This is a genomic window from Sporosarcina koreensis (assembly GCF_001531445.1).
GTDB classification, from domain to species: Bacteria; Bacillota; Bacilli; order Bacillales_A; family Planococcaceae; genus Sporosarcina; species Sporosarcina koreensis_C.
Map to the genome: position 1 here is coordinate 35,683 of NZ_LQYA01000006.1, position 19,579 is coordinate 55,261.

Annotated in this window: 14 protein-coding genes; 2 read left to right on the forward strand and 12 right to left on the reverse strand. The window is 35.1% G+C overall.

Going from position 1 to position 19,579, the window contains the following annotated elements; translation table 11 throughout:
- Nucleotides 1-62 precede the first annotated feature (62 nt).
- On the reverse strand, nucleotides 63-1,886 hold the full coding sequence (locus AWV70_RS02095; RefSeq protein WP_060203873.1) for an ATP-dependent helicase: 1,824 nt from the start codon (nucleotides 1,884-1,886) through the stop codon (nucleotides 63-65).
- Nucleotides 1,849-3,756 (reverse strand): ATP-dependent nuclease, encoded by a 1,908-nt coding sequence (locus AWV70_RS02100; RefSeq protein ID WP_082713423.1) that lies wholly within the window; start codon nucleotides 3,754-3,756, stop codon nucleotides 1,849-1,851. The genes AWV70_RS02095 and AWV70_RS02100 overlap by 38 nt, the downstream gene beginning before the upstream one ends.
- 230 nt (nucleotides 3,757-3,986) lie before the next feature.
- Here AWV70_RS02100 and topB point away from each other — a divergent pair, with 230 nt between their 5' ends.
- Entirely contained in the window at nucleotides 3,987-6,140 is a 2,154-nt protein-coding gene (topB, locus tag AWV70_RS02105; RefSeq protein WP_060203930.1) for a type IA DNA topoisomerase, read from the forward strand.
- Nucleotides 6,141-6,316: 176 nt separating this feature from the next.
- Here the strand turns inward: topB and AWV70_RS02110 are convergent, their stop codons facing one another.
- The 7 genes from AWV70_RS02110 to AWV70_RS02140 all read right to left on the reverse strand — a co-directional run bounded on the left by AWV70_RS02110 (nucleotide 6,317) and on the right by AWV70_RS02140 (nucleotide 13,622).
- Nucleotides 6,317-6,778: a hypothetical protein gene (locus tag AWV70_RS02110; protein ID WP_060203875.1), complete on the reverse strand. Its 462-nt coding sequence runs from the start codon at nucleotides 6,776-6,778 to the stop codon at nucleotides 6,317-6,319.
- A gap of 1,013 nt (nucleotides 6,779-7,791) precedes the next feature.
- The gene (locus AWV70_RS02115) at nucleotides 7,792-8,367 is read right to left on the reverse strand and encodes a hypothetical protein (protein WP_060203876.1); all 576 of its coding nucleotides are present in this window, start codon (nucleotides 8,365-8,367) and stop codon (nucleotides 7,792-7,794) included.
- A 30-nt stretch (nucleotides 8,368-8,397) separates the two neighbouring features.
- Complete coding sequence (locus AWV70_RS02120; protein WP_060203878.1) at nucleotides 8,398-8,916, reverse strand: hypothetical protein; 519 nt, start codon at nucleotides 8,914-8,916, stop codon at nucleotides 8,398-8,400.
- Nucleotides 8,917-9,382: 466 nt separating this feature from the next.
- Nucleotides 9,383-10,021: a hypothetical protein gene (locus AWV70_RS02125; RefSeq protein ID WP_235588518.1), complete on the reverse strand. Its 639-nt coding sequence runs from the start codon at nucleotides 10,019-10,021 to the stop codon at nucleotides 9,383-9,385.
- A gap of 953 nt (nucleotides 10,022-10,974) precedes the next feature.
- Nucleotides 10,975-12,492 (reverse strand): hypothetical protein, encoded by a 1,518-nt coding sequence (locus AWV70_RS02130; protein ID WP_060203880.1) that lies wholly within the window; start codon nucleotides 12,490-12,492, stop codon nucleotides 10,975-10,977.
- A 66-nt stretch (nucleotides 12,493-12,558) separates the two neighbouring features.
- Nucleotides 12,559-13,365 carry an HNH endonuclease gene (locus AWV70_RS02135; RefSeq protein ID WP_060203882.1) on the reverse strand — a complete coding sequence of 269 codons (807 nt, stop codon included), beginning with the start codon at nucleotides 13,363-13,365 and terminating at the stop codon, nucleotides 12,559-12,561.
- Between the two features lie 29 nt (nucleotides 13,366-13,394).
- Nucleotides 13,395-13,622, reverse strand: coding sequence for a helix-turn-helix domain-containing protein (locus AWV70_RS02140; protein WP_060203884.1), 228 nt, complete (start codon nucleotides 13,620-13,622; stop codon nucleotides 13,395-13,397).
- Between the two features lie 143 nt (nucleotides 13,623-13,765).
- Here AWV70_RS02140 and AWV70_RS02145 point away from each other — a divergent pair, with 143 nt between their 5' ends.
- Nucleotides 13,766-14,287: a hypothetical protein gene (locus AWV70_RS02145; protein ID WP_153009877.1), complete on the forward strand. Its 522-nt coding sequence runs from the start codon at nucleotides 13,766-13,768 to the stop codon at nucleotides 14,285-14,287.
- 65 nt (nucleotides 14,288-14,352) lie between these two features.
- Here the strand turns inward: AWV70_RS02145 and AWV70_RS02150 are convergent, their stop codons facing one another.
- From AWV70_RS02150 to AWV70_RS02165, 3 genes are all read right to left on the reverse strand, one after another.
- A complete protein-coding gene (locus AWV70_RS02150) occupies nucleotides 14,353-15,057 on the reverse strand; it encodes a hypothetical protein (protein ID WP_060203888.1) in 705 nt (234 codons plus the stop codon).
- The gene (locus tag AWV70_RS02155; RefSeq protein ID WP_060203890.1) at nucleotides 15,041-16,681 is read right to left on the reverse strand and encodes a tyrosine-type recombinase/integrase; all 1,641 of its coding nucleotides are present in this window, start codon (nucleotides 16,679-16,681) and stop codon (nucleotides 15,041-15,043) included. The genes AWV70_RS02150 and AWV70_RS02155 overlap by 17 nt, the downstream gene beginning before the upstream one ends.
- 360 nt (nucleotides 16,682-17,041) lie before the next feature.
- Nucleotides 17,042-19,579 (reverse strand): helix-turn-helix domain-containing protein, encoded by a 2,538-nt coding sequence (locus AWV70_RS02165; RefSeq protein ID WP_060203894.1) that lies wholly within the window; start codon nucleotides 19,577-19,579, stop codon nucleotides 17,042-17,044.

The following is a 19,579-nucleotide window of genomic DNA, read 5'->3' on the forward strand; positions in this document are numbered from 1 at the left end:
CATCTGTAATTATGTGCATTTTTTATATTGCATTCTCGCTAGACAGTAAGTATCGTAACTATTCAATCAATAAAAAGTAAATATTCTGAAGGTTGCTGCCTTTTCACATCTCCCCATGGCATCACTTTTATTAAAGGGTATGTCAAATAACACTCTCTTTTAGCACGCGTTATAGCAACAAACATATTATTTTTTTCTTCTATTTTTTGCGAATGCGTTTTAGCACGATAGTCAGGAAATGTTCCTTGTGTCAACCCGAGAACAAAGACGATTTCGTATTCTAACCCCTTAGACGTATGAACAGTTAATAACGAGACACCCTCATTATTATCTTCTCTAAACTTCCCAAGTGATACTTGATTTCTAAAATAAGGTAAACTTCTACCTCCAGGTACTGACTGTTTACAATATTTACTCCATCTTTCCTTCCAAAGCTCAAGATCATTTTGAATAAGAAATTGAAAGTTTTCCTCTAACTGACATAAAGATAGATAAGTCTTTTCAATTTCATTTAATGCCACCATGAAATCACTTCCATCTTTATCCAGAATATTCCAAGCGTTAATTATTGCATTCACAATTTCGTCATTCAATTCAAGGTTATTGATTTCCCTGTTACTTAATAAGTCTTGTAAGAAATTCTCTGTTTGATTCTCTCTAGATAGATAAGAATTAACTTTACTATAGTTTAAATCGTCATGAGGATTTACCAAGACACGCAAACCTGTTTCGAATATTTTCATCTCGATTGTTTCACACTCTAAATGAACATTAGAACCACCAAATGAATAGGAAAGCTTCTTTTTTTGAAGGCACTTTTCTAAACTATCAAAGAGGTATCTGTTTCTTCCGATGATTGCTATATCTTCAAGTTCAATTTCATTTTCAACCCAAGGACTTCCATTTTCAATTAAATACTCAATTTGACTCGTAATCCAATTAGCTTCTTCTTCCTCGTCTGCAAATGAATGTACTTCCAATACACCTTCTAATGGATATACAGACTGAGACTTAGAATGTGGCTGAATACGATTGGCTGCATCAATTATTTTATATGTTGATCGGAAATTTTCTTTTAGTATGAACTCTTTCGGTTCAAAATCTTTAACAAACTTCTTTGTCATAATATCACTATCTGATCCATTAAAACCATATATTGATTGGGCTGAATCACCAACCATCATAAGATTGTAAAAGTCTCTAGTTAAGGCTTGAATTATTTTGTACTGCGTTTCATTTAAATCTTGTGCTTCGTCTATTAGAATATACCTATATAATCTGGTATAGTTCTTAGCGACTCTTGGTCGATCAACAAAGACTTTATAAGCGTAAAATAAAATATCATCAAAGTCTATAACCCTGTTGGATATTAAAAGATTGTTGTAGCTTTCATATAGATTTATAACATCTATGTTATGCTGCTCTTTTCTTGCCAAGTCGGGTGTAATAAAATTCTGTTTGAAATTTTGTATTTGTAAATAATACTCTCTCAGTTCCCTTTCTTTAAGAGAAAGATTTAAACTATCACACGATCTTTTAAGTAATTCTAATTTGTCTTTTTCATTCTCAATTAATGCTAATCCACTAGGCAGGCCTATTTGATTCCCTTTATTTGTGACAACATCTAAGCAAAAGCTGTGTATTGTACCGACTTCTACTCGCTCAAAATCCTCTTCCGCTATTTGTTCTTTGACTCTCTCTGATATTTCTTCTGCTGCTTTATTGCTAAACGTCAAAGCTAATACTTTTCCTTTTCGTTTCTCTATAATATTAGCTATACGTTGAGTAAGAACACGAGTCTTTCCGCTTCCTGGGCCTGCAGTAACAAGTAACGATCCATCTAAATACTCAACTATCTCTTGTTGTTTCGGTGTCAAATTCAACATAAATCCCTCCATCTTTTATTTCCCCGAAGGCTGCATTTATGGGATATTTCTTTATTTTTGCTATTTTAAAGAAAAAGTTCCTAATTACTTGAGGTATCTTATCTATGTTGTCCCTTTGCAAAATTAGTTGCCCTATCTGAGAAGAATACTCCGTCTTAATACTACCAAGACATTCTATCAATGCTGTATTGAAGCCTTCCTCTCCTTCGTAATCTTTGATTTCACTTTTGAAAATATTTTGAGTACACCTAGGACATACTTCTTCTGTACGTTGGGGTTTTCCAGATTGACCATTATTTCTTTCTATGTAATCCTCAATAAAAGATTCTTTTCCTTTAACTTCATCTATTACCTTTAATAATTCATTCTTATACCCAGACTGCACTAAATACTTTTCAAAATCACCGTGATCTGGCAAGAAAGTAATATAATCAGCTATCTTTGCATCGCTTACATCACCATACACTTGCTTATAATGTTTTTTTACATCACTTACTATCCTACTCTCTCCATCGCTAAATATAAATAATTCAATATCTAAGGCTTTGGCCACCCTCATAAATGGCTTATACTTTCCAGCTCCACCAACACCTAAAATATTTGTTCCAAGCTCAAAAGGTTCTAGTCCGTAATATTCTTTAAAAAACTCTGGTAAAACTTGATCTTCTGTTTCTCCTTCGCAAAGAATAAGTGTATCTGCAAACAAAATATCTCCTCTTGTCTTTATAACCTCCTCCTTTATTTTTCTGACGTCAGTATCACCTAAACCTTCTAAATTAATGTAGTTTATACTTGAAGATTCTCCTTTTTTATAAATATGAACAATTTCATCTAAATTTACTTGCGCCGCAATAATAGGGGAGTGTGTGCTAATAACTTTTTGACCTGTCAGTTCTTGCATTTGTCTATAGATTTTTCTTTGGGCCTGGGGATGAAGATGTGCCTCAGGCTCTTCAAGCAATAATAGAGGATGATAGGGTCTTCCTTCTCGCTCCATATCTATTATTTTCCATTCTATATAAGCTGAAAGTGTTAAAAATGCAGTCCAACTTCTCGTACCCATTCCCTGATTAGATATAGCAAACGATTCTGAATGACTATCACTAAATCTTACTTCCATTCCTTTATCTAAATCTTTTATTTTTCTAGAAACCGGATTTATTTCAACCCGATTATTACTAGAGTTTACTACTTTACTAATATCGTTCAATTTATCACGTAAATGCTTTAAAACGTCACTATTGCCTATTATCTGGTCATTTATATCATTTAGAAGTATTTCCATGTCTTTCAAATCGTCATCTGACAACTTTATATCTTTGACCAACTTTCCCCAATATGAAAAACGATCATTCATTTCAGATACAATATCCCTCTTTGCATCCAAATAAAAAACCGGAATTGCCTCTATAACTTCCCTTTTTACGGAGTGACTATTGAAATCAGTAAAGGAAACAACATCATCAGATTCTGGCCAAGCGTTTAATGCCTTTCTATCTAATTCATATTCTCCTTTAGCTGCACTATATTTAATTATAGTTCTCAAGGCCACAAAGTCTTTGCTTTCACCCTCCACGACAAAATCACCGAAAAATTCGTGCCAAGTATCATCGAAACTATCTCCGATTGGAGATATCAAGACATCTAATAATATACTTTTTTCTCTACTTAAGACCTCATCTTTTTTTAAAAAGATTAATTCCTCACTAATCTTTTTATATGGTGTAAAACATAGTTCCAGCGCCTCTAATAATGATGTTTTCCCAACATTATTTGCTCCTAGAAGTAAGGTTGAATTTTGTAATTTAACATCAGCACTTTCATAACATTTGTAATTTCTAATCCTCAATTCTTCAATAAAAACACCCATATTTCTCTCTCCCTTAAATAGTAACTTGGATTAGTGCAGACATGTATAGAACCTTTTCTATATTTTAACATAGTTCTGAAATATTTTTATTGAAGCTTCTTTAAACGTTAAATCATAGCACCTATTTAAATTTCAAGTTATGAATACTGATAACAAAAATGCTATCATAAGAACAAACACTCCTAGTTATCGAGGAAAGTCAAAAAAAAATTTATAAAGAAGTGAGTACAATAAGCAAAATAGCCATCCTAGCCGAAAAACCATCCCAAGCGAAAGCCTATGCAGATGCTTTCTTAGTAAAAGCTCGTCACAAAACGCATATTGAATTAAATCCATGCAGCACGTTTCCTAATGGCGCGATCATTACATGGGGAATTGGACATTTGGTAGAGTTAAAAGAGCCTAAAGAATACCGAAAAGAGTGGTCGTCTTGGAGTCTTTCGTCTTTACCCATCCTTCCAAATAGGTACGAGTATAAGGTTTCCTACGGAAAGAGGGTTCAGTTCAACTTCATAAAGGATTTATTCAATGATCCTGCCGTTTCAACGATTTTGAACTGCTGCGATTGCGATCGTGAAGGATCTAATATTTTCTATTCCATCTACTACATGACAGGTGCGAGGAATAAGACAATTAAGCGCCTATGGATAAATTCATTGGAAGTTGATGAAGTCCGAAAAGGATTTAATAACCTCCAAGATAATAAAAAAGACTTATTGCTTTATTATGAAGCTAAAACACGACAAGTTAGCGACTGGCTTGTTGGAATGAACGGAAGTCGACTATACACCCTTCTGTTACAGCAAAAAGGATTCAATGAAAGTCTTTCGATTGGACGAGTACAATCTCCAACGGTATATCTCATTTACCAACGGCAAAAAGAAATAGAAAGCTTTGTTTCTACGCCATTCTATGAAATCGAGGGAAATTTCACTGCTGAAAATGGAACATATAAAGGAAAGGCCAAGATTAAGAGCGATAAAAAAGAAGAAGGCCTACAAATTTTGCAACAGCATAACATCTTGGAGCAAAATGAGGGATTTGTAAAATTCGCAACAAAGAAAGAGAAGCGTGCCAAATCTCCAAAATTACATGCCCTATCAACGCTACAAGCTGCCGCAAATAAGAAATGGAGATATAGCCCTGCAAATGTACTAAAGCTTGTACAGGGGCTCTACGAGAAGAAACTTGTCACCTATCCACGAACTGATACACAATTCATTACCGACAATGAGTTTGCTTATCTCGTAGATAACGTGGAACGCTATCAACAAATTGCGGGTATCTCGTTCCCAATCGCTTCAAAACGACCAAACAAACGGTATGTAGACAGTTCCAAGGTCCAAGAGCACTACGCAATCGTTCCGACAAAAAGCATACCAACCGAAAGGAAGCTACAAGGATTATCCATTGAAGAACGTAACCTATATTTTGAAATTCTAAAAACAACATTGGCCATGTTTCATTCAGATTATATCTATGAAGAAACAAAAGTCATCACCGATGTGAATAGACTAGAATTTGAAACTACTGGGAATACGGAGATAAGCAAGGGATGGAAAGAACTCTTCACAGACATAAAACAGGAAACTGTTGATAGAAAAAAAGAGGCTATGCAAGCAATCCCATTGCTTTCAAAGGGTGAAAAGGTATTAGGTGTCGTAAAAATGACTGAAGGTATGACAACGCCTCCTAAACCATACACGGAAGGTCAATTAATCGGGATGATGAAGACTTGTGGTAAAACTGTTGAAAATGAAGAGGAAATGGAGATTTTAAAAGAAGTTGAGGGTCTTGGTACTGAAGCAACCCGGAGTGGAATTATCGAAACGATTAAAAGACATGGATATATCACAGTGAATAAGAATATTGTTAGTGTCACTCCTAAAGGTGTGATTCTTTGTCAATCCATAGAAGGTAATCTTCTTTCTAGTCCATCCATGACGGCAAAATGGGAAGCATACTTAAAGAAAATCGGTAATGGGGAAGGTTCACCAGAACATTTTATAGCTACGGTTACAAGATTCATCAACAAATTAATTCAAGAAGTCCCTCTTCAATTACAAGTCCAAGCTTTAGAACAAAATATCACAGCTATCCAGAAAGTCAGCGTCATTGCACCTTGCCCCACTTGTAAGAAAGGTAATATTGTTCAAAGAAAAACGTACTACAGATGCTCCGAACATGAAAACGGCTGCAAACAAACCTTTCCAGGGCAAATGTTAGGAAAGAAACTCTCAGAAAAGGATATCAAGGATTTATGTACTAAAGGACGAACGCGTGTGATTAAAGGTATGAAATCAAAAGCAGGGAAGAAGTTTAGTGCAGCATTAAAGTTCGAAAATCAAAACATCACATTCGAATTTGCGAGCAATAAAAAATAACAGTGGGATAAAACTATTGTAATAAGTTTTATTCTAGGTCGCAACAAAATATTACAGACGAAGCACCTATCCTCGTTCGTTGACTGTAAAAGGACTACTCCGTGAATTAAAATGATTCATGGAGTAGTCCTTTTTGATCACCAAACTGATAGTAGGGGCAACGCCCCTACTGCTTTTTATTGTTCATCGAAGGCGTAACCGACACCGCCCAATCTGTCCTGAAGCTCACCTTCATCAGAAGCCATAATTCCTGCGATTAACTCGTCATGTTCTTCTTCTGTTATATTTTCGTCCGAATTATCATGCCAAAATCCGGCAAGCCATTCTTTCATTTCATTGATTGTTTCAAATGAGAAATCTGTTTCATCCAGTGTGTCGTAGCGTTTGTAAAGTTTTTCTCCGGTTGCTGTGGTCATCTGAAGTCCCCCATTCAAATTGATTGCATATGAATTTATATTGTTTTTTGCTGCAAGTGCTTTTACTTCATTCATTAATTCTTCATGAGTGATTGAAAGGAATTCGATTTGGTTAATGAAGGTGGTATCAACTAATTCATTTCCGTTTTTCAGCATTAAGCAGGCTGTTTCTTTTACAAGTGTAATTTCATGAAAATCGGTAGTTGTTTGGGTTGTAGTCAATTGAATCTCCTCCTTTTGGTTTCGAGCGAAACGAATCTGTCTCCGAAGGGGATGATTTTCTCCGTTTCTATGAGCAGTTCGAACAATATGAATTAGCAGCACGTCAAGGGTTTCAGCCGGAAAAGTTTTTCATTGAAGCGTTTTTTGCTGAAAGGTTTGAAAAAGTTTTTCGCCCCTTGACGTACTGCTCGTTGACTTTGCCCTAAACAGGAAAGGGTTCGGGTCCCTACATGTTTAGGGCTTAGTCAACTTATGAAAGATTGTACGATTCGCGAGAGAAAGGGGGAAAATCACTAAATAAAAAAACAGGCCGCATTTGGCCTGTTATCTTCTTTTCATTCTTTTGTGGTCTTCGTCTCGTGCAGTACGGCCCTTGGGCAAACGGATCAGGAACTTACGGGTGTAGGAGCTTGCTCCGTACAGTCCGTATGTTATCGAGCCGTTTAGTGCTGTCAGCGACACGTTACAGACCGTTAGAAGGCGTTCTGTGCCTTTTTACGGTCTGTCGTGCTGACGCCCGTAAAGCAATATTAGTTGTTCAATAAAAAAAGAAGCTCTTAAAAGAACTTCTCAATTGATCTTATATCGTTTAAATTTAAAAATTACTATCGAAAATAATGAGCTAAAACAGGAAGCAATAATATGATAAGAAGACTTTGGATAAAAGATAAAGTTATATCTTTCTTCCATGTGTTTCCTTCGAGTTTCGAATTGGCTATTCTTTGGAACGCAAGAAGAATGATCCACCATATTAATAGAGAAAAAATAGCTGAACTAATACTACTATAATAGTCGTGATACAAGTTACTGCACCTCCATTTTTCGTTCTTTTAAAACATACAAAAACATAGATGGTTAGAAAATTTGACAAACCCTATCTTTAATAAGGCTATATAAGCATACAAAATTTTTAAAAAATTAACAAGAAAAGTAGAGAAGGGAATTTTTAAAATTACTCCCCACTCTACCATTTGGATCTGTATAGCTTACATCATTGGGATTTGAAAATCATTTCACTTCATACTACTTGCAATTTTCACCATTTCTTCAGCACCAAGGCTTTTATCGTCAGCGAGTGTATTAATTTTTTGATCTTTTGTATTATGAGTTGAAGATGTTAAGGAGTAAGATAGACCATCATCTTTCCAAAATAAAATTTCAACAGCTCCATTTGTGTAATACTGTGCATCTTTACCATTCAATTTCACAGCTATTAATCCTTCTCCATTCGCCCCATCTCCCATAGGAACAATGTCGGCATCAGTAACTTGGAGTTCTAATAAGTTGCCTGATGATTTGTTCATATAAAACTTATGAAAAACTTGTTCATTTTTAACTAAACTTGTAATTTGCTCACTTGTAATTTCATTTTTAAAGGGAAGTGAAGTTTTATCTATGTCTTTTATTTTATTTTTAAAATCAACTTTACTTAATGATTCACCTTCTGCTGTAATTCCTTGGGAAATTACATTTAGACTTTGAGTTTCACTGGAAGCTTGTGCTTTATCGTTCATTACTAACGTAGCTACAAATCCGCTTACTCCACCAAAAAATGCAGTTGCAAAACAAATTAATATTATTTTTCTCATATTATTTTTCCACTCCGTTTCACTCCATTTTTATTTAAGGTCATATTGAATTCCAATTGTGTAATCTTGGCATAGAAACCCTGCAGAACTTGCACAATCTAATGCATTTCCACTTCGGAATTTTTGTAGTGTGACAGGTCTTTCATAACCAGAAGGATAATAACCTAATTGTCTTGCTACACTTATTGAATGCGGTGAGACGTCTTGTAAAATTTTACCATTACGAGCGGAATATGTGTAATATTTAGCGTTTTTATTGTCATAAACTATAAAGTCTTGAAGCATAGGTGCACCTTTTTTCATTGTGCCGGAAATAGTATTATATGAAAGATGTAAGTTATAAGGATCAACTTTCCTTACTGAGTCTGAATGTGTAATATCAAAAGTTGTATAATGGTCACTTGCACTACCATTCGCATTGCAGAATGTCGCAAGGCTACTCGAAACATTACAAAATCCATAAAAATTGTTTGCAAGAGCATGATTACTGATTAGTATAAACGAAACAATAAATGAACCAGTGAAAACCAATAACTTTAAGTATTTCATTTTTTTATCCCCTCTCCGATTTCTGTACAATTTTGTTTACCGTTAAAACATTGCGGTTACCATTGCCCTCCTTCCTTTATCGTATTGAATATACGATACATTACCATATCCGAATTGTAAATGAATTCCATGTACTTAGAACGAACAGAATTGTTGGGAAAATTTAACCAGAAACAAGCCTATTTTCACATGTTTTAAACAATCCATGTCGTTAAAGTCTTGATATATCAACATTCTATGTTGGGAAAATTACTCGCAAAGTAATGAAATGTAGTTCCCTCTTGGTAAAAATGCGATGTTTGACCATAAAAATAGAAGCCCAAAATTGAGCTTCAATTGATTACTTTATCACTGTGAATTTTGTTTACAGGCTCCGCAAAAATACTTTCTCTTACGTAATCTTTCACCGCTTATCAACCTCTGTAATTAGTATTTCCATAGCAAAAAGAAGAGTACAGGGCCCTGATCACATGAATTTCCACTTGTTAAGTAAATCTTGAATCGAATCAGTCACGGTACTTGTCGTGTCCTTTATATTTTCAAGGAAATTTGAAAGGAAAACAAACCAGGAATAATGTTCCTCGGACGAGTTATTGGTATTCACATAACGTAATAGTTTCTTCAATTCAGACATTCGGCTATCATTCAATTCTTTTGAAAGGTAGGTACGAACAAAAATATTAGCAATATCCGTCTGTTTAATGGTTGTATCTAACAAGATTGCAGCAGCTCTTGTCGGTGTAACGTTAAGTGCATAGGCGAGTGTACAAATATTTTCATGTGTTGCTAGGGAAACACGTGTATGTACACGATCTGTAGCTTTGTCCGAATCCCTCTTTAAAACGGCTGGCCGATCCGGTCCACCTATAAAAAGCGAGTTATTCAATCGGACCGTCCTCTGAAAATGCACATTCAAATAAGAAAGGACTTTCCTTGAAACTACTCCATGATCGCAAATGTATTCCATAACATGCTGCATTGGTGTATCTGTAACAAAGGAAAGCCTTGCAATACAATCTTTTAATTCAATGGATACTGTTGGTTTAACATCAATTTTCTTATCACTTCTCACTTTTCTTTCTGCCAACACACCTGTCTTCCCCACCACAATCCCCCCATTTGTTTAAATCAACTCCATGTACTGTGTACCTGTGTACAGGACTTAAATGATGTATATGTCAATGGGGAAGTAGTGATGTATAGAATATTTCAATTCTGTGAATGATAGAGAAAATGTGATTAAAAGATTGCAAGGAAGTGAAAAAATGAAGAAAGATGTAGCTGAAAAGATGGCCCAACAAATGAAGAAGAATGCCGAAAAATACAACATTCCATTGAAAAAGAAGAAAAAGAAGAATTGAAATTTTGATTAGCACTTATGCTGAAAAAGAAAAGGACAGAGCTATTATGCCCTGTCCTCTTTTAACTTTAGAACTTTTGGTGGAACTGTAGAATGTCATATATTCCTCCCACAATATCAATTAGGTAGAAACCTTGTGATTCAACAGTCGGATTATTTGCCGGGTGATAGCCCTTGAATTCAAAAGTGTATTGCCCTTTTGGTATGCGTTCAAAATCCGATCGCCATAGAATAGCTTCCCACTCATATTCATATGTGCTTGTTCTGATCAATCTAAACTCTGAACTTGGAATTTGTACTGTTCCTACTTGACCACTGAAATTTACCCTCTACCCTATTTGCCGGGGAAGTTTTCAATCGAATGACAAACTGCTCTCCTGCAAGGAACATGTTTACGTCAGGATCGTGCCCTTCAGATATCCAGTAGTTTTTCCATTCATCAACATGAGAAATAACCTTCCTCTTAGTCTATTGGAAGGTTTTGTTTTATTTGGTTATCGCTTCTTATGCGTTATCTACAAAAGTAGAATTGGTTCTTAACAGGGCATAAATCCAATGTAAAAGCTTATTTGCACAGGCAATGACAGCTACATTATATGGATTCAATGATATTTTTAGCATCTGGTAAATTAGAAATAATGAAAAATGCTGTTGGTTCTATTGACCAATAGCATTTCCACTATTTATCTACTTAGTTGTTAACATAAATTCGACTTGGACGGGTTGGGATACACAGAGTAGTTTTGCATGACTGTGACGAACCTTTCTTGCATCTCTTTATTGAAAGCTTGTAAATCCTCCACACAATCCTTCACTTCCCCCGTAAATGCTCCCGAAAACATTGTGGCATCGTAATGAAACCACGCTTCTTGATTAGCTTTACGTTGTTGTAGATGTGCTAAAATATCCACGTTATTTAATAACGCTTCTTCATAATTATACAGGCCCATAAAGTGAATATTTGAACAGATATATTTATATTCTTCACTTTCAAGATCAATACTTAGTTCTTTCGCTACTCTAGGCAAAACTTGTTCACGACTTACGTGACTGTCCTCAATAGTCAGAACAATTCCATATACATTTTCTTGTTTAATCTGAACATCTTTACCGAACGGAAAGTAATCGTGTTGGAAACGATTTTTCACATGATCATATGATTGTAAGACCATTTCTACGGTGCGCTTCACAGTATGCTCTATATCCTTTATTTTAAAGTTACGGATACTTAATCGTGGAGACATGCTTTTACTTTCAATCAGTATTGCACTATCGCCTTGTAGAATCATAACATCCGCAGTTGCTTCTTTCTTTTTCCCTAGCCTATAATCAAACTCTCCTACTACTTCATGGAAATGTTTCGATTGCTTTGAAATATGGTAAATATAGTCCTCAACCACTTCTTTTCCACACATATTCCGTAATTCATTACTCTGGCCTTCAGTAAAGCGGAAATACATAGAGGTTGTGGTACTTTCTGTTACTAAGTGAGGTAACATAATATAGGCTTGTCCATCGTGATGAATAAAGGGATATTGATAGAAAAACTTAAAACCATATACATATTGCTCTATATCATTGGTAAATTTCCGTTGAACCGATTTAAAAGCTTCTCGACTAATTGTCAGCAACTCAGTTACATGTTGATATTTCCTTAAAAGGAAAGTAAATTGGTCTTTGTTCATCTTGTCGATACTTATGAGATAAATCATAAACGCATACACGAAACCAAATGTCTTCACGTCTTCGTATGACACTCCAAACTTTTCTTGAAAAAGGCTAGGCATATCAAGTTTTTCGCTTTGATAGTGAAAAAAGTAATTGTAACGATAGAATTTAATCAAATGGTTTCGTTGTATCGGAAACTGGTTTAACGCCATCCCCATCATTCGTATATCACTATCATGTTCATGAGGCACTTCGCTTTTAAAGAGTGTGGCAGTCGGAACATCATTTTTACGAATGGCAGAAATTATATTCTCGTAAATTGCTTTCCCTTGTTCTCCCTCAAGCACTTGATTTCCTTCATCCTCAGCTAGTATACAAAATAATGCAAATGTTTCAAGTTCTGTCGGAAGAAGAAACGACTCGTTATGAACATCTTTCAAGCTTATTTGATAAGGATGTACAAAACGACTAGAAACCTTATTACATATCCCAGCTCTCGAATGAAAACTATAAGACTTTAGTATATTTAAAATTTCTCGAATTTCCACTTGTATAACTGCTCCTTCCTTATTGAATGGTAATAGGCCCTATAGTTTCATGAAAAGAATAAATTCTTACAGATTCCAAAACGGTGCATTTACGGAGCTAGTGGAAATAATTTTTGCCCCCTTTGAAGTATTACAGGACTCGCACAATAACTGAAAATTGGATGCATCATTACTTCCAAACATGTTCAACGGGATAATATGATCAATATGCTTAGTATTTTGAACCCTAATTAAATGAGATAAATCACACCTACATTGAGAACAAGTACCTTTATCTCTATAGAATACCGCTAATTTTAACCACTCAGGAAAATACTGACGTTTAACCCTTTTCTTTTGTGATATATAGTCCGGATATTTCCTCTCTATTTCGCCCATATGTTCCTCGATAAACCTGGCTAATTCAAGATGAAAATCAAACAAAAACTTTCTGTTTTGAAAAATAAATTGAAATGCTGCATGTATAATTAACTTGTTTATTTCTTCTTGATTATCAATGATGAATCCTTTCCATTTTTCTATAGCTTTATTACATTCGCAATCATTGTGCCCATAGGCGCTGCTGCAATTTTCAAAATCCGGCTCACCAAGTTCCGGATGGATATTTAACTCATCAAGTGTTCTAATGATAAAGTTGTATATCCATTCAGCATCGAAAGCATCACACAACTTATGTAATTCATCTTCAATGTCTTGATAGAAATATAAATAATAGTGAATAGCGGTCATTCTAGTAGGCTTAACAATACATCCGATTATTTCCTCTTTGAAGACCCAAAAAGCCTCATAAGAACAATCTTCAAAATTTGAAACAGCAATTCCTGCTAAACCAATGCCAGAACTTAATGCAAGATGCTCATCTTTTGAAGCCATTGCCCCAACCACCCTTGCTATTATTAGACTTATAAATGTAATAAGTTTTCTGTTTCAATTACCAAATCACCCGGACTTTCATTTAGCCCCTTTGCCAACGCAAATATTGTATTTATTGTCGGCTTTCTTTTTCCTCTCTCCATAAGGCTTATATAAGTTCGATCCAATCCACAAAGATGAGCAAGCTCTTCCTGTGATATTGACTTTTCCACCCTAATTTTCCTCAGTACTTTTCCAAAGGCTTCTTCTATTTCCACGAGACACTCCACCACACTCTTTTTCTTCATACTCGAAGAAATGTGGTATTCAGTCCACGGACTATAGTCTGCAAGAAAGGCCTAGATGTGCTACAATATCAATAATATCAAGTAGCCCATATTTGAAGAAAGGGATGAAGAAGTTGGATGAAGTGATTTCTTTAATTTTGGAATCAAAACTACCTGATCAATTAAAGGAATATCTTAAGAGCAGCTCACGGATCAAAGAAATAATTAGCATAGAAACAATTTTGGAAATCGAGGACTTGTACATTTTTTATGATTCCTTGTACATCTTTGACACATCCGAATTTAGTGCTTACACAATTACCTCATTACAAAAATGCAAAGACTTGGATGCATTTTATTATTATCTGAAAAAAGTGATTGATACAAATCTAGAACTTGAAACCAAAGACAATAAAAGAAAAGATCAAGTATCAAACAAGAAGTCTATACCATTTAAATTCGAGAATTCTATTAAGGAATTCTGTTTATTAGTCGATAAAGTGTATAAAAACGACAAAGATATTGACCTAAATGCTACTTACAAAAGCCTGGGGAAAATGGAATTGATTTATGATCTATTTAAAAATCCATATCATAAAAAGATACTTGATAGTGGCAAGAATGTTCTCGAGAAGTATACAAAGCCAAACGAATAGCAGCAATTAGAGTTATTCGTTTGGCAAAAGAATCGTCCCTATAAAATTATCGAAATAATCTGTAACTATAAGTCGAATCGATTCAACAATCTTTCCATATTTTTGTTTTTCTTCTCACTCTTACTTTCTTTCGATTCTACATTAACTGGGTTGTCCGGAAAGTAAACAGATAAGTCATCCAGATCGGCATTTTTCATCTTATATTTTTCCATATCAATCAGTTTCTCAGTAATATTTAATTGTCCTATTTGCGAGTCTTGTATGCCTTGCAAATGCGGATATACACTTGATACGACAATGTTATTGTAGAGCTGCTCATAGTGTTCAGCACGCTTTCTTTGTTTCTCTACTTCATCCTTCAACGACTGGATTTCAGCTAGTCCACTTTTAAATCGTTCTTCTTTCTCTTTGTAATCCTGAAGTTCTTTATACAAGTCATATAGCAAGATCTCTAAATCAAGCAATTCATTTTTCAAAGCACGCTTGTCATTATCATATTTCTTGAAAATCAGATCAATACTCGGCAACAATGTTTCATTCTTTCCATCTAGCGATATGTCCGAAATGATGGGAGCGTTCAACTCTTCAATATACGTCTTCATTCGACGACTCCAAGTGTTGCGTCCCACCTTAGTTTCCTTTTCAAGAAGGGAAGGGGTTAGCTTTTTTCCATGCAGCTTATATTTAGTATCTAACGCCAATTGTTTCAATTCTTCGTCTGTCCACTCTTTTGGTCTTCCACGGCTGTGGCTTTCATTGCTCTGTGTCAAACGCATCAGCCTCCATAATTTTTGAATCTATATATACCTTCATATCCATGTATGTCATTAAGTTTCTAGAAGTTGATTTAAGTAGATCGTCGTTCCCTTGCCTAAATGCTTTTGACAAACCACTGGATAGATCTTTCATGAAATCAATTGACTCACGAATCTTCACTTCAAGTTCCTTTGAAGTGTCAGAAAGCCAAGCAATCGCTTCTGACTGTTCGTTAACAGCAGGTTGAAACGCATAATTGGAGCAAAACTTGCACTGCTCAATACATGTTAATGGAAAGTTATCTTTTTGCTCAGTGCAATATCCATATTGTACTTTCCCTACAATATTATCCATACGATCTATGTCAGTAAATTTGCCTTTGTCATAAATATACCTTTTCCAACCAAAGATTCCGCTGGTCATTTCATCACTAATTTCACGCTCTACCTTTTTCTGTGCTAAACGATAAACATAAGACTGCGCAAAATGCTCAGCATGCGAATAGTAACTAAATTGACTCTTGATCACGTCATGGCCAGCCATTCTTGCTATAGATAGCATGTTAAATCCTTGAAGAGCCATATTAATAATAGCGAAATGTCTTGTATCGCCCGATTTAATTCTGTCTAAATCATACTTTCCGTAAATACCTTCCACAACTTTCTCATAAAAATGCTTCTTCAGCAGATCAAAATCTCTTCTGTTAATTCGCTCATTCTTCTTCGAAAACTTTGCTTTTCTATATGCCCATAGCAATTCAACCGGAAATAAAAATTTTGATTGTGAGTCAATAGTGTTCAATAAGTTAATAGCATCTTTAATGACTGTGTATGCTTTTTCATCAATTTCTATTGAATCTATACGAACTTCAAAACCAGGTGAAGTAGATTCATTTTTTATTCTAGGAACTTTAATTCGATAAGGCGAATTACTATTCTCAGCATATTCCAAGCAATCTTTTTCTAACATTAAAAATTCCGACGGACGAAGAGGTAAAATATTGGTCAATAACCACCAAAGCATAATTGGAAAAAATTCTAATGTTTCTTCGGTGGGATGACTGTGAAAATAGTCATTGATTATATCGTCGAAAATCATTATGCTTTCAAAATTGGGTAGCTCTCTCACTGTCCTATTCAATGTTTGGCTATTACATAAATCAATAATGCGTTCGTGGTTGGAGGCTTTATAAAATGTAAGGAAGCGCTTAATATCATTGGCCATTTGATAACCCTGATATGAATATTTTTGGCTCTGATTTTCTAGCAATACTTCCAACTTGGAATACAAAGTGAATCCTTGGCTCTCTAAGATTGCCTTTTTAATTAGGGCGACTTCATTATATGCCGTAATAGGTGTTCTCCCTGATAATAGACGGACGACGGTATACGCTTTAAGCGCTATATTGTACTTATTATAAACTTCTATATCGAACGAAATAGTAATTGGATGATCCGCTATATTACATGGCAACTGCCAGTTAGTATCGCGAAATGCGCTTGAAACGAAATTACCTTCAATTAGCTGTTCAAACATTTTCTCATATTGTTCTATATCAAAAGTATCGAATTTCACGTTTTGTTTTCTCTCTATCACTTCGTTTGAGTTAAGAGAATCTATTGTTACCTTGATTTCCAAAGAATTCACCTCTGTTCTGCTATTCCAATAAGACTTTTTGAGCTATATTCTCAATCCTTGTCCACGTTTTTTCAATTTCAATGTATGCCTTGACCCTTTCATCCCCATATTCGAGGCGAGCCTCTTTCCATATAAATAGTGCATGCAATAAGAACTTCGATTCTCTTTGCAGGATAATCTCATTTGTTTCTTGTTCAATGCTATCTATAAGACGATTTATTTCCTCATTTAATTGGATAAGCATTAAGTTCCCTGGGATGACAAACTCACATGAAAAACAACTTTTAAACCTTGGATTTTTACAGGTTGGGGATACTAGGCATTGTGCGTGTTCATTTTTAGATGGAAGATCGCCTTTAGCTAGCTTGGATATAATCTCCTTTGTTTCTTCTGAGAGAAATCTGTTAACTTGGAAATAACCGATTGCCGTTTCTTATAGATGTCCTTGATAAAGTCTTCAATGTTGAATGATTGCTTCTTTGATGGTATAGGGCTCAAACTGTTATTGACGAACTTAGCTACACTTTCTAACTCGAATGGTGACAATTCATTTCTAACCTGTTCAATTAAATTGCTGCGTTGTTCTAAGGTGTCCTGCATGCCCTGGAACCGCGAGACGTATAAAATAAGGTAATTGTATAGCCAACCGAAATGACCCCGTTTAAACAGGTTGTAGGATACTCTGTTGATCGATCCATCTTTATTAGTGGCTTGGATATATTGGCTTGTCGTGTCGGGGCTTTTATGTGATCTTGATACTTGTGTGAGATGTAGAGCTAGGTCACTATCCTGCCCATCCTCTTCAGTGACGGAATAAAATAAATATGTTGCAACAGAACGGTTTAATTTTTGTGAACTAAATCGGAAATCAGCAAATCGATTTAAACCGTTAAAAAATTGTTGGTGGCGTTTCTTCCCTGCTGTTCGAACTGTGTTAAATGTACCCTCCATAAACGTATCTAGTAGCGTATCGCTATCTTCATATCTTCGATGTAATTCTGAAATGCATAAAGCCGTTGCCAAAGGGAGGACTAAATTGGGCGCAACGATGAATGTAAGCAATTCGTCCGTTTTACTTGTCCTCTTATAGCGAAAATGAGTGTACAGCTGGTTTATGACTGATTGACCTTGAAATTCCGATATTTTATTTTCATTAAACCAATAAAGCGAATCGATATTGACCGATTCTAAATCGATTGATGGTGTATTAATTATTAGATCTTGGCCTCGTATGAAATCGGTTAGTAACAGGATTGAATAGACCCACATATTGGAGTAAAACCGATCCTTTATAGCATTAGCTGTGTGAGTATTCAGCCCTCTGACATACTTATACAGTCCATGAAATTCTTCCGGCGAATACACCTCTTTTTCTCGATTATTCTTTCTTACAGTATTTACATTAAACTCTTGATTAACTTCAATTCCCATTTGGTTATATACATACTTTACAAAACGAATCAACACTTTCTTTTCATCTTTCCGAATTGGTGATTTTGCACCTAACAGATTAGCTATGTCATCTTGAGGAAGAACATAGATTTCGTTCTTTATTGTTGCAGCAAGCTTTTCATATAACCTTTTATAGAGAAGAATCCGATCGCGTTTGTATCTAGTGCTTCCATTTGTATTATTTATTTGAAGTAAGCAATATTGCAGATATAATTTCTTCGTTTCCGGTAAATTCTCGTCATGCACAATATTTTCTAGGGATTCTTTCAATTCCTTATATGCTATTTCAGGCGTATAACTAATTTTCTTACTTTTAATTGCTCTTGCTTCCTCAAATTCTTGAATGTCAGATACAGGGATACGCCATGATCCATCTTTTTTAAAAGCGTTTGGAAATTTCCCCTCTCCTATTAATAAACTTACCGTTCCATTATGCTTATAATTTAATCGTTTAGCAGCATCTTGAGTCGTAAGGTTATTTTGATTAAATCCCTTTTGTTCCTCTTTTTCCCTTTGATACTCATCCAAAATGTCTTCGTGAATCCAGTACTTCCTTTTAAATTTAAGTGCGTTGCCAAACGCTCCTTTTTGAATTAGAGACAGAATGTTCTTGCGGCTTAATTGCAGTATCTCCGATAGTTGGTTAACGTCTAAGCAATTTTGAATTTGCTGATTTTCTTTGATTGAAAACTTTTTTTCCGATAACTCTTTTTTTATTTCATATAAATTCATCTGGAGTCTTTTGAGATCTGTTAAGGGAATCCTCCATCCAGTTCCTACTTTAAAAGCAGTGGGAAAGTAACCGTTATTTAAATAAAGGAGAACTGTAGATGTTGTTTTGTAACCAAGTATTTTTGCTGCTTCAAGAGTGCTGACAGAGCTTTCAATGCTTTTTTCCATCTCTTTTCGCTCTTCTTCTTTTTTTATTTGATACTCTTCTATGTCTTTGTACGGAACACGTAAGACTCCTAAAACATCATTGAATGAATTGGAGAATACATGGTTACGAATCATCTCCGTAACTTTCGCTGGATTAACACCTAAGATCTGTGCTACCTTTTTAACGTCTAAATTCTCAGCTCTCATTTTTTCTACAGCCTCTATATCGGCCAATGGAATCCACCATTTCTTCTTTATTTGAAAGGCGTTTGGCAGTATCGATTTTTCTATTAACTGGATGATTGAAAATGGGGCTTTGTATCCTAACCTTTCCGCTGCTTGCCTAGTATCTAAGCATCCACTCGTATCATGTGAAGGAAGTGATTTTTCATATTGCCGTACATCCTCAATGGGAATGCGCCACTGTTTTTTTTCTTTAAAGGCATTAGGAAACTTTTTTGACTTTATCAATTGATTAATACTTTCTCTGTGTTTTATCCCTAATCTGCTTGCTACTTCAGCCGTATCCAACACCATTATTTCATCTCGTAATTTATTGTTATCCAA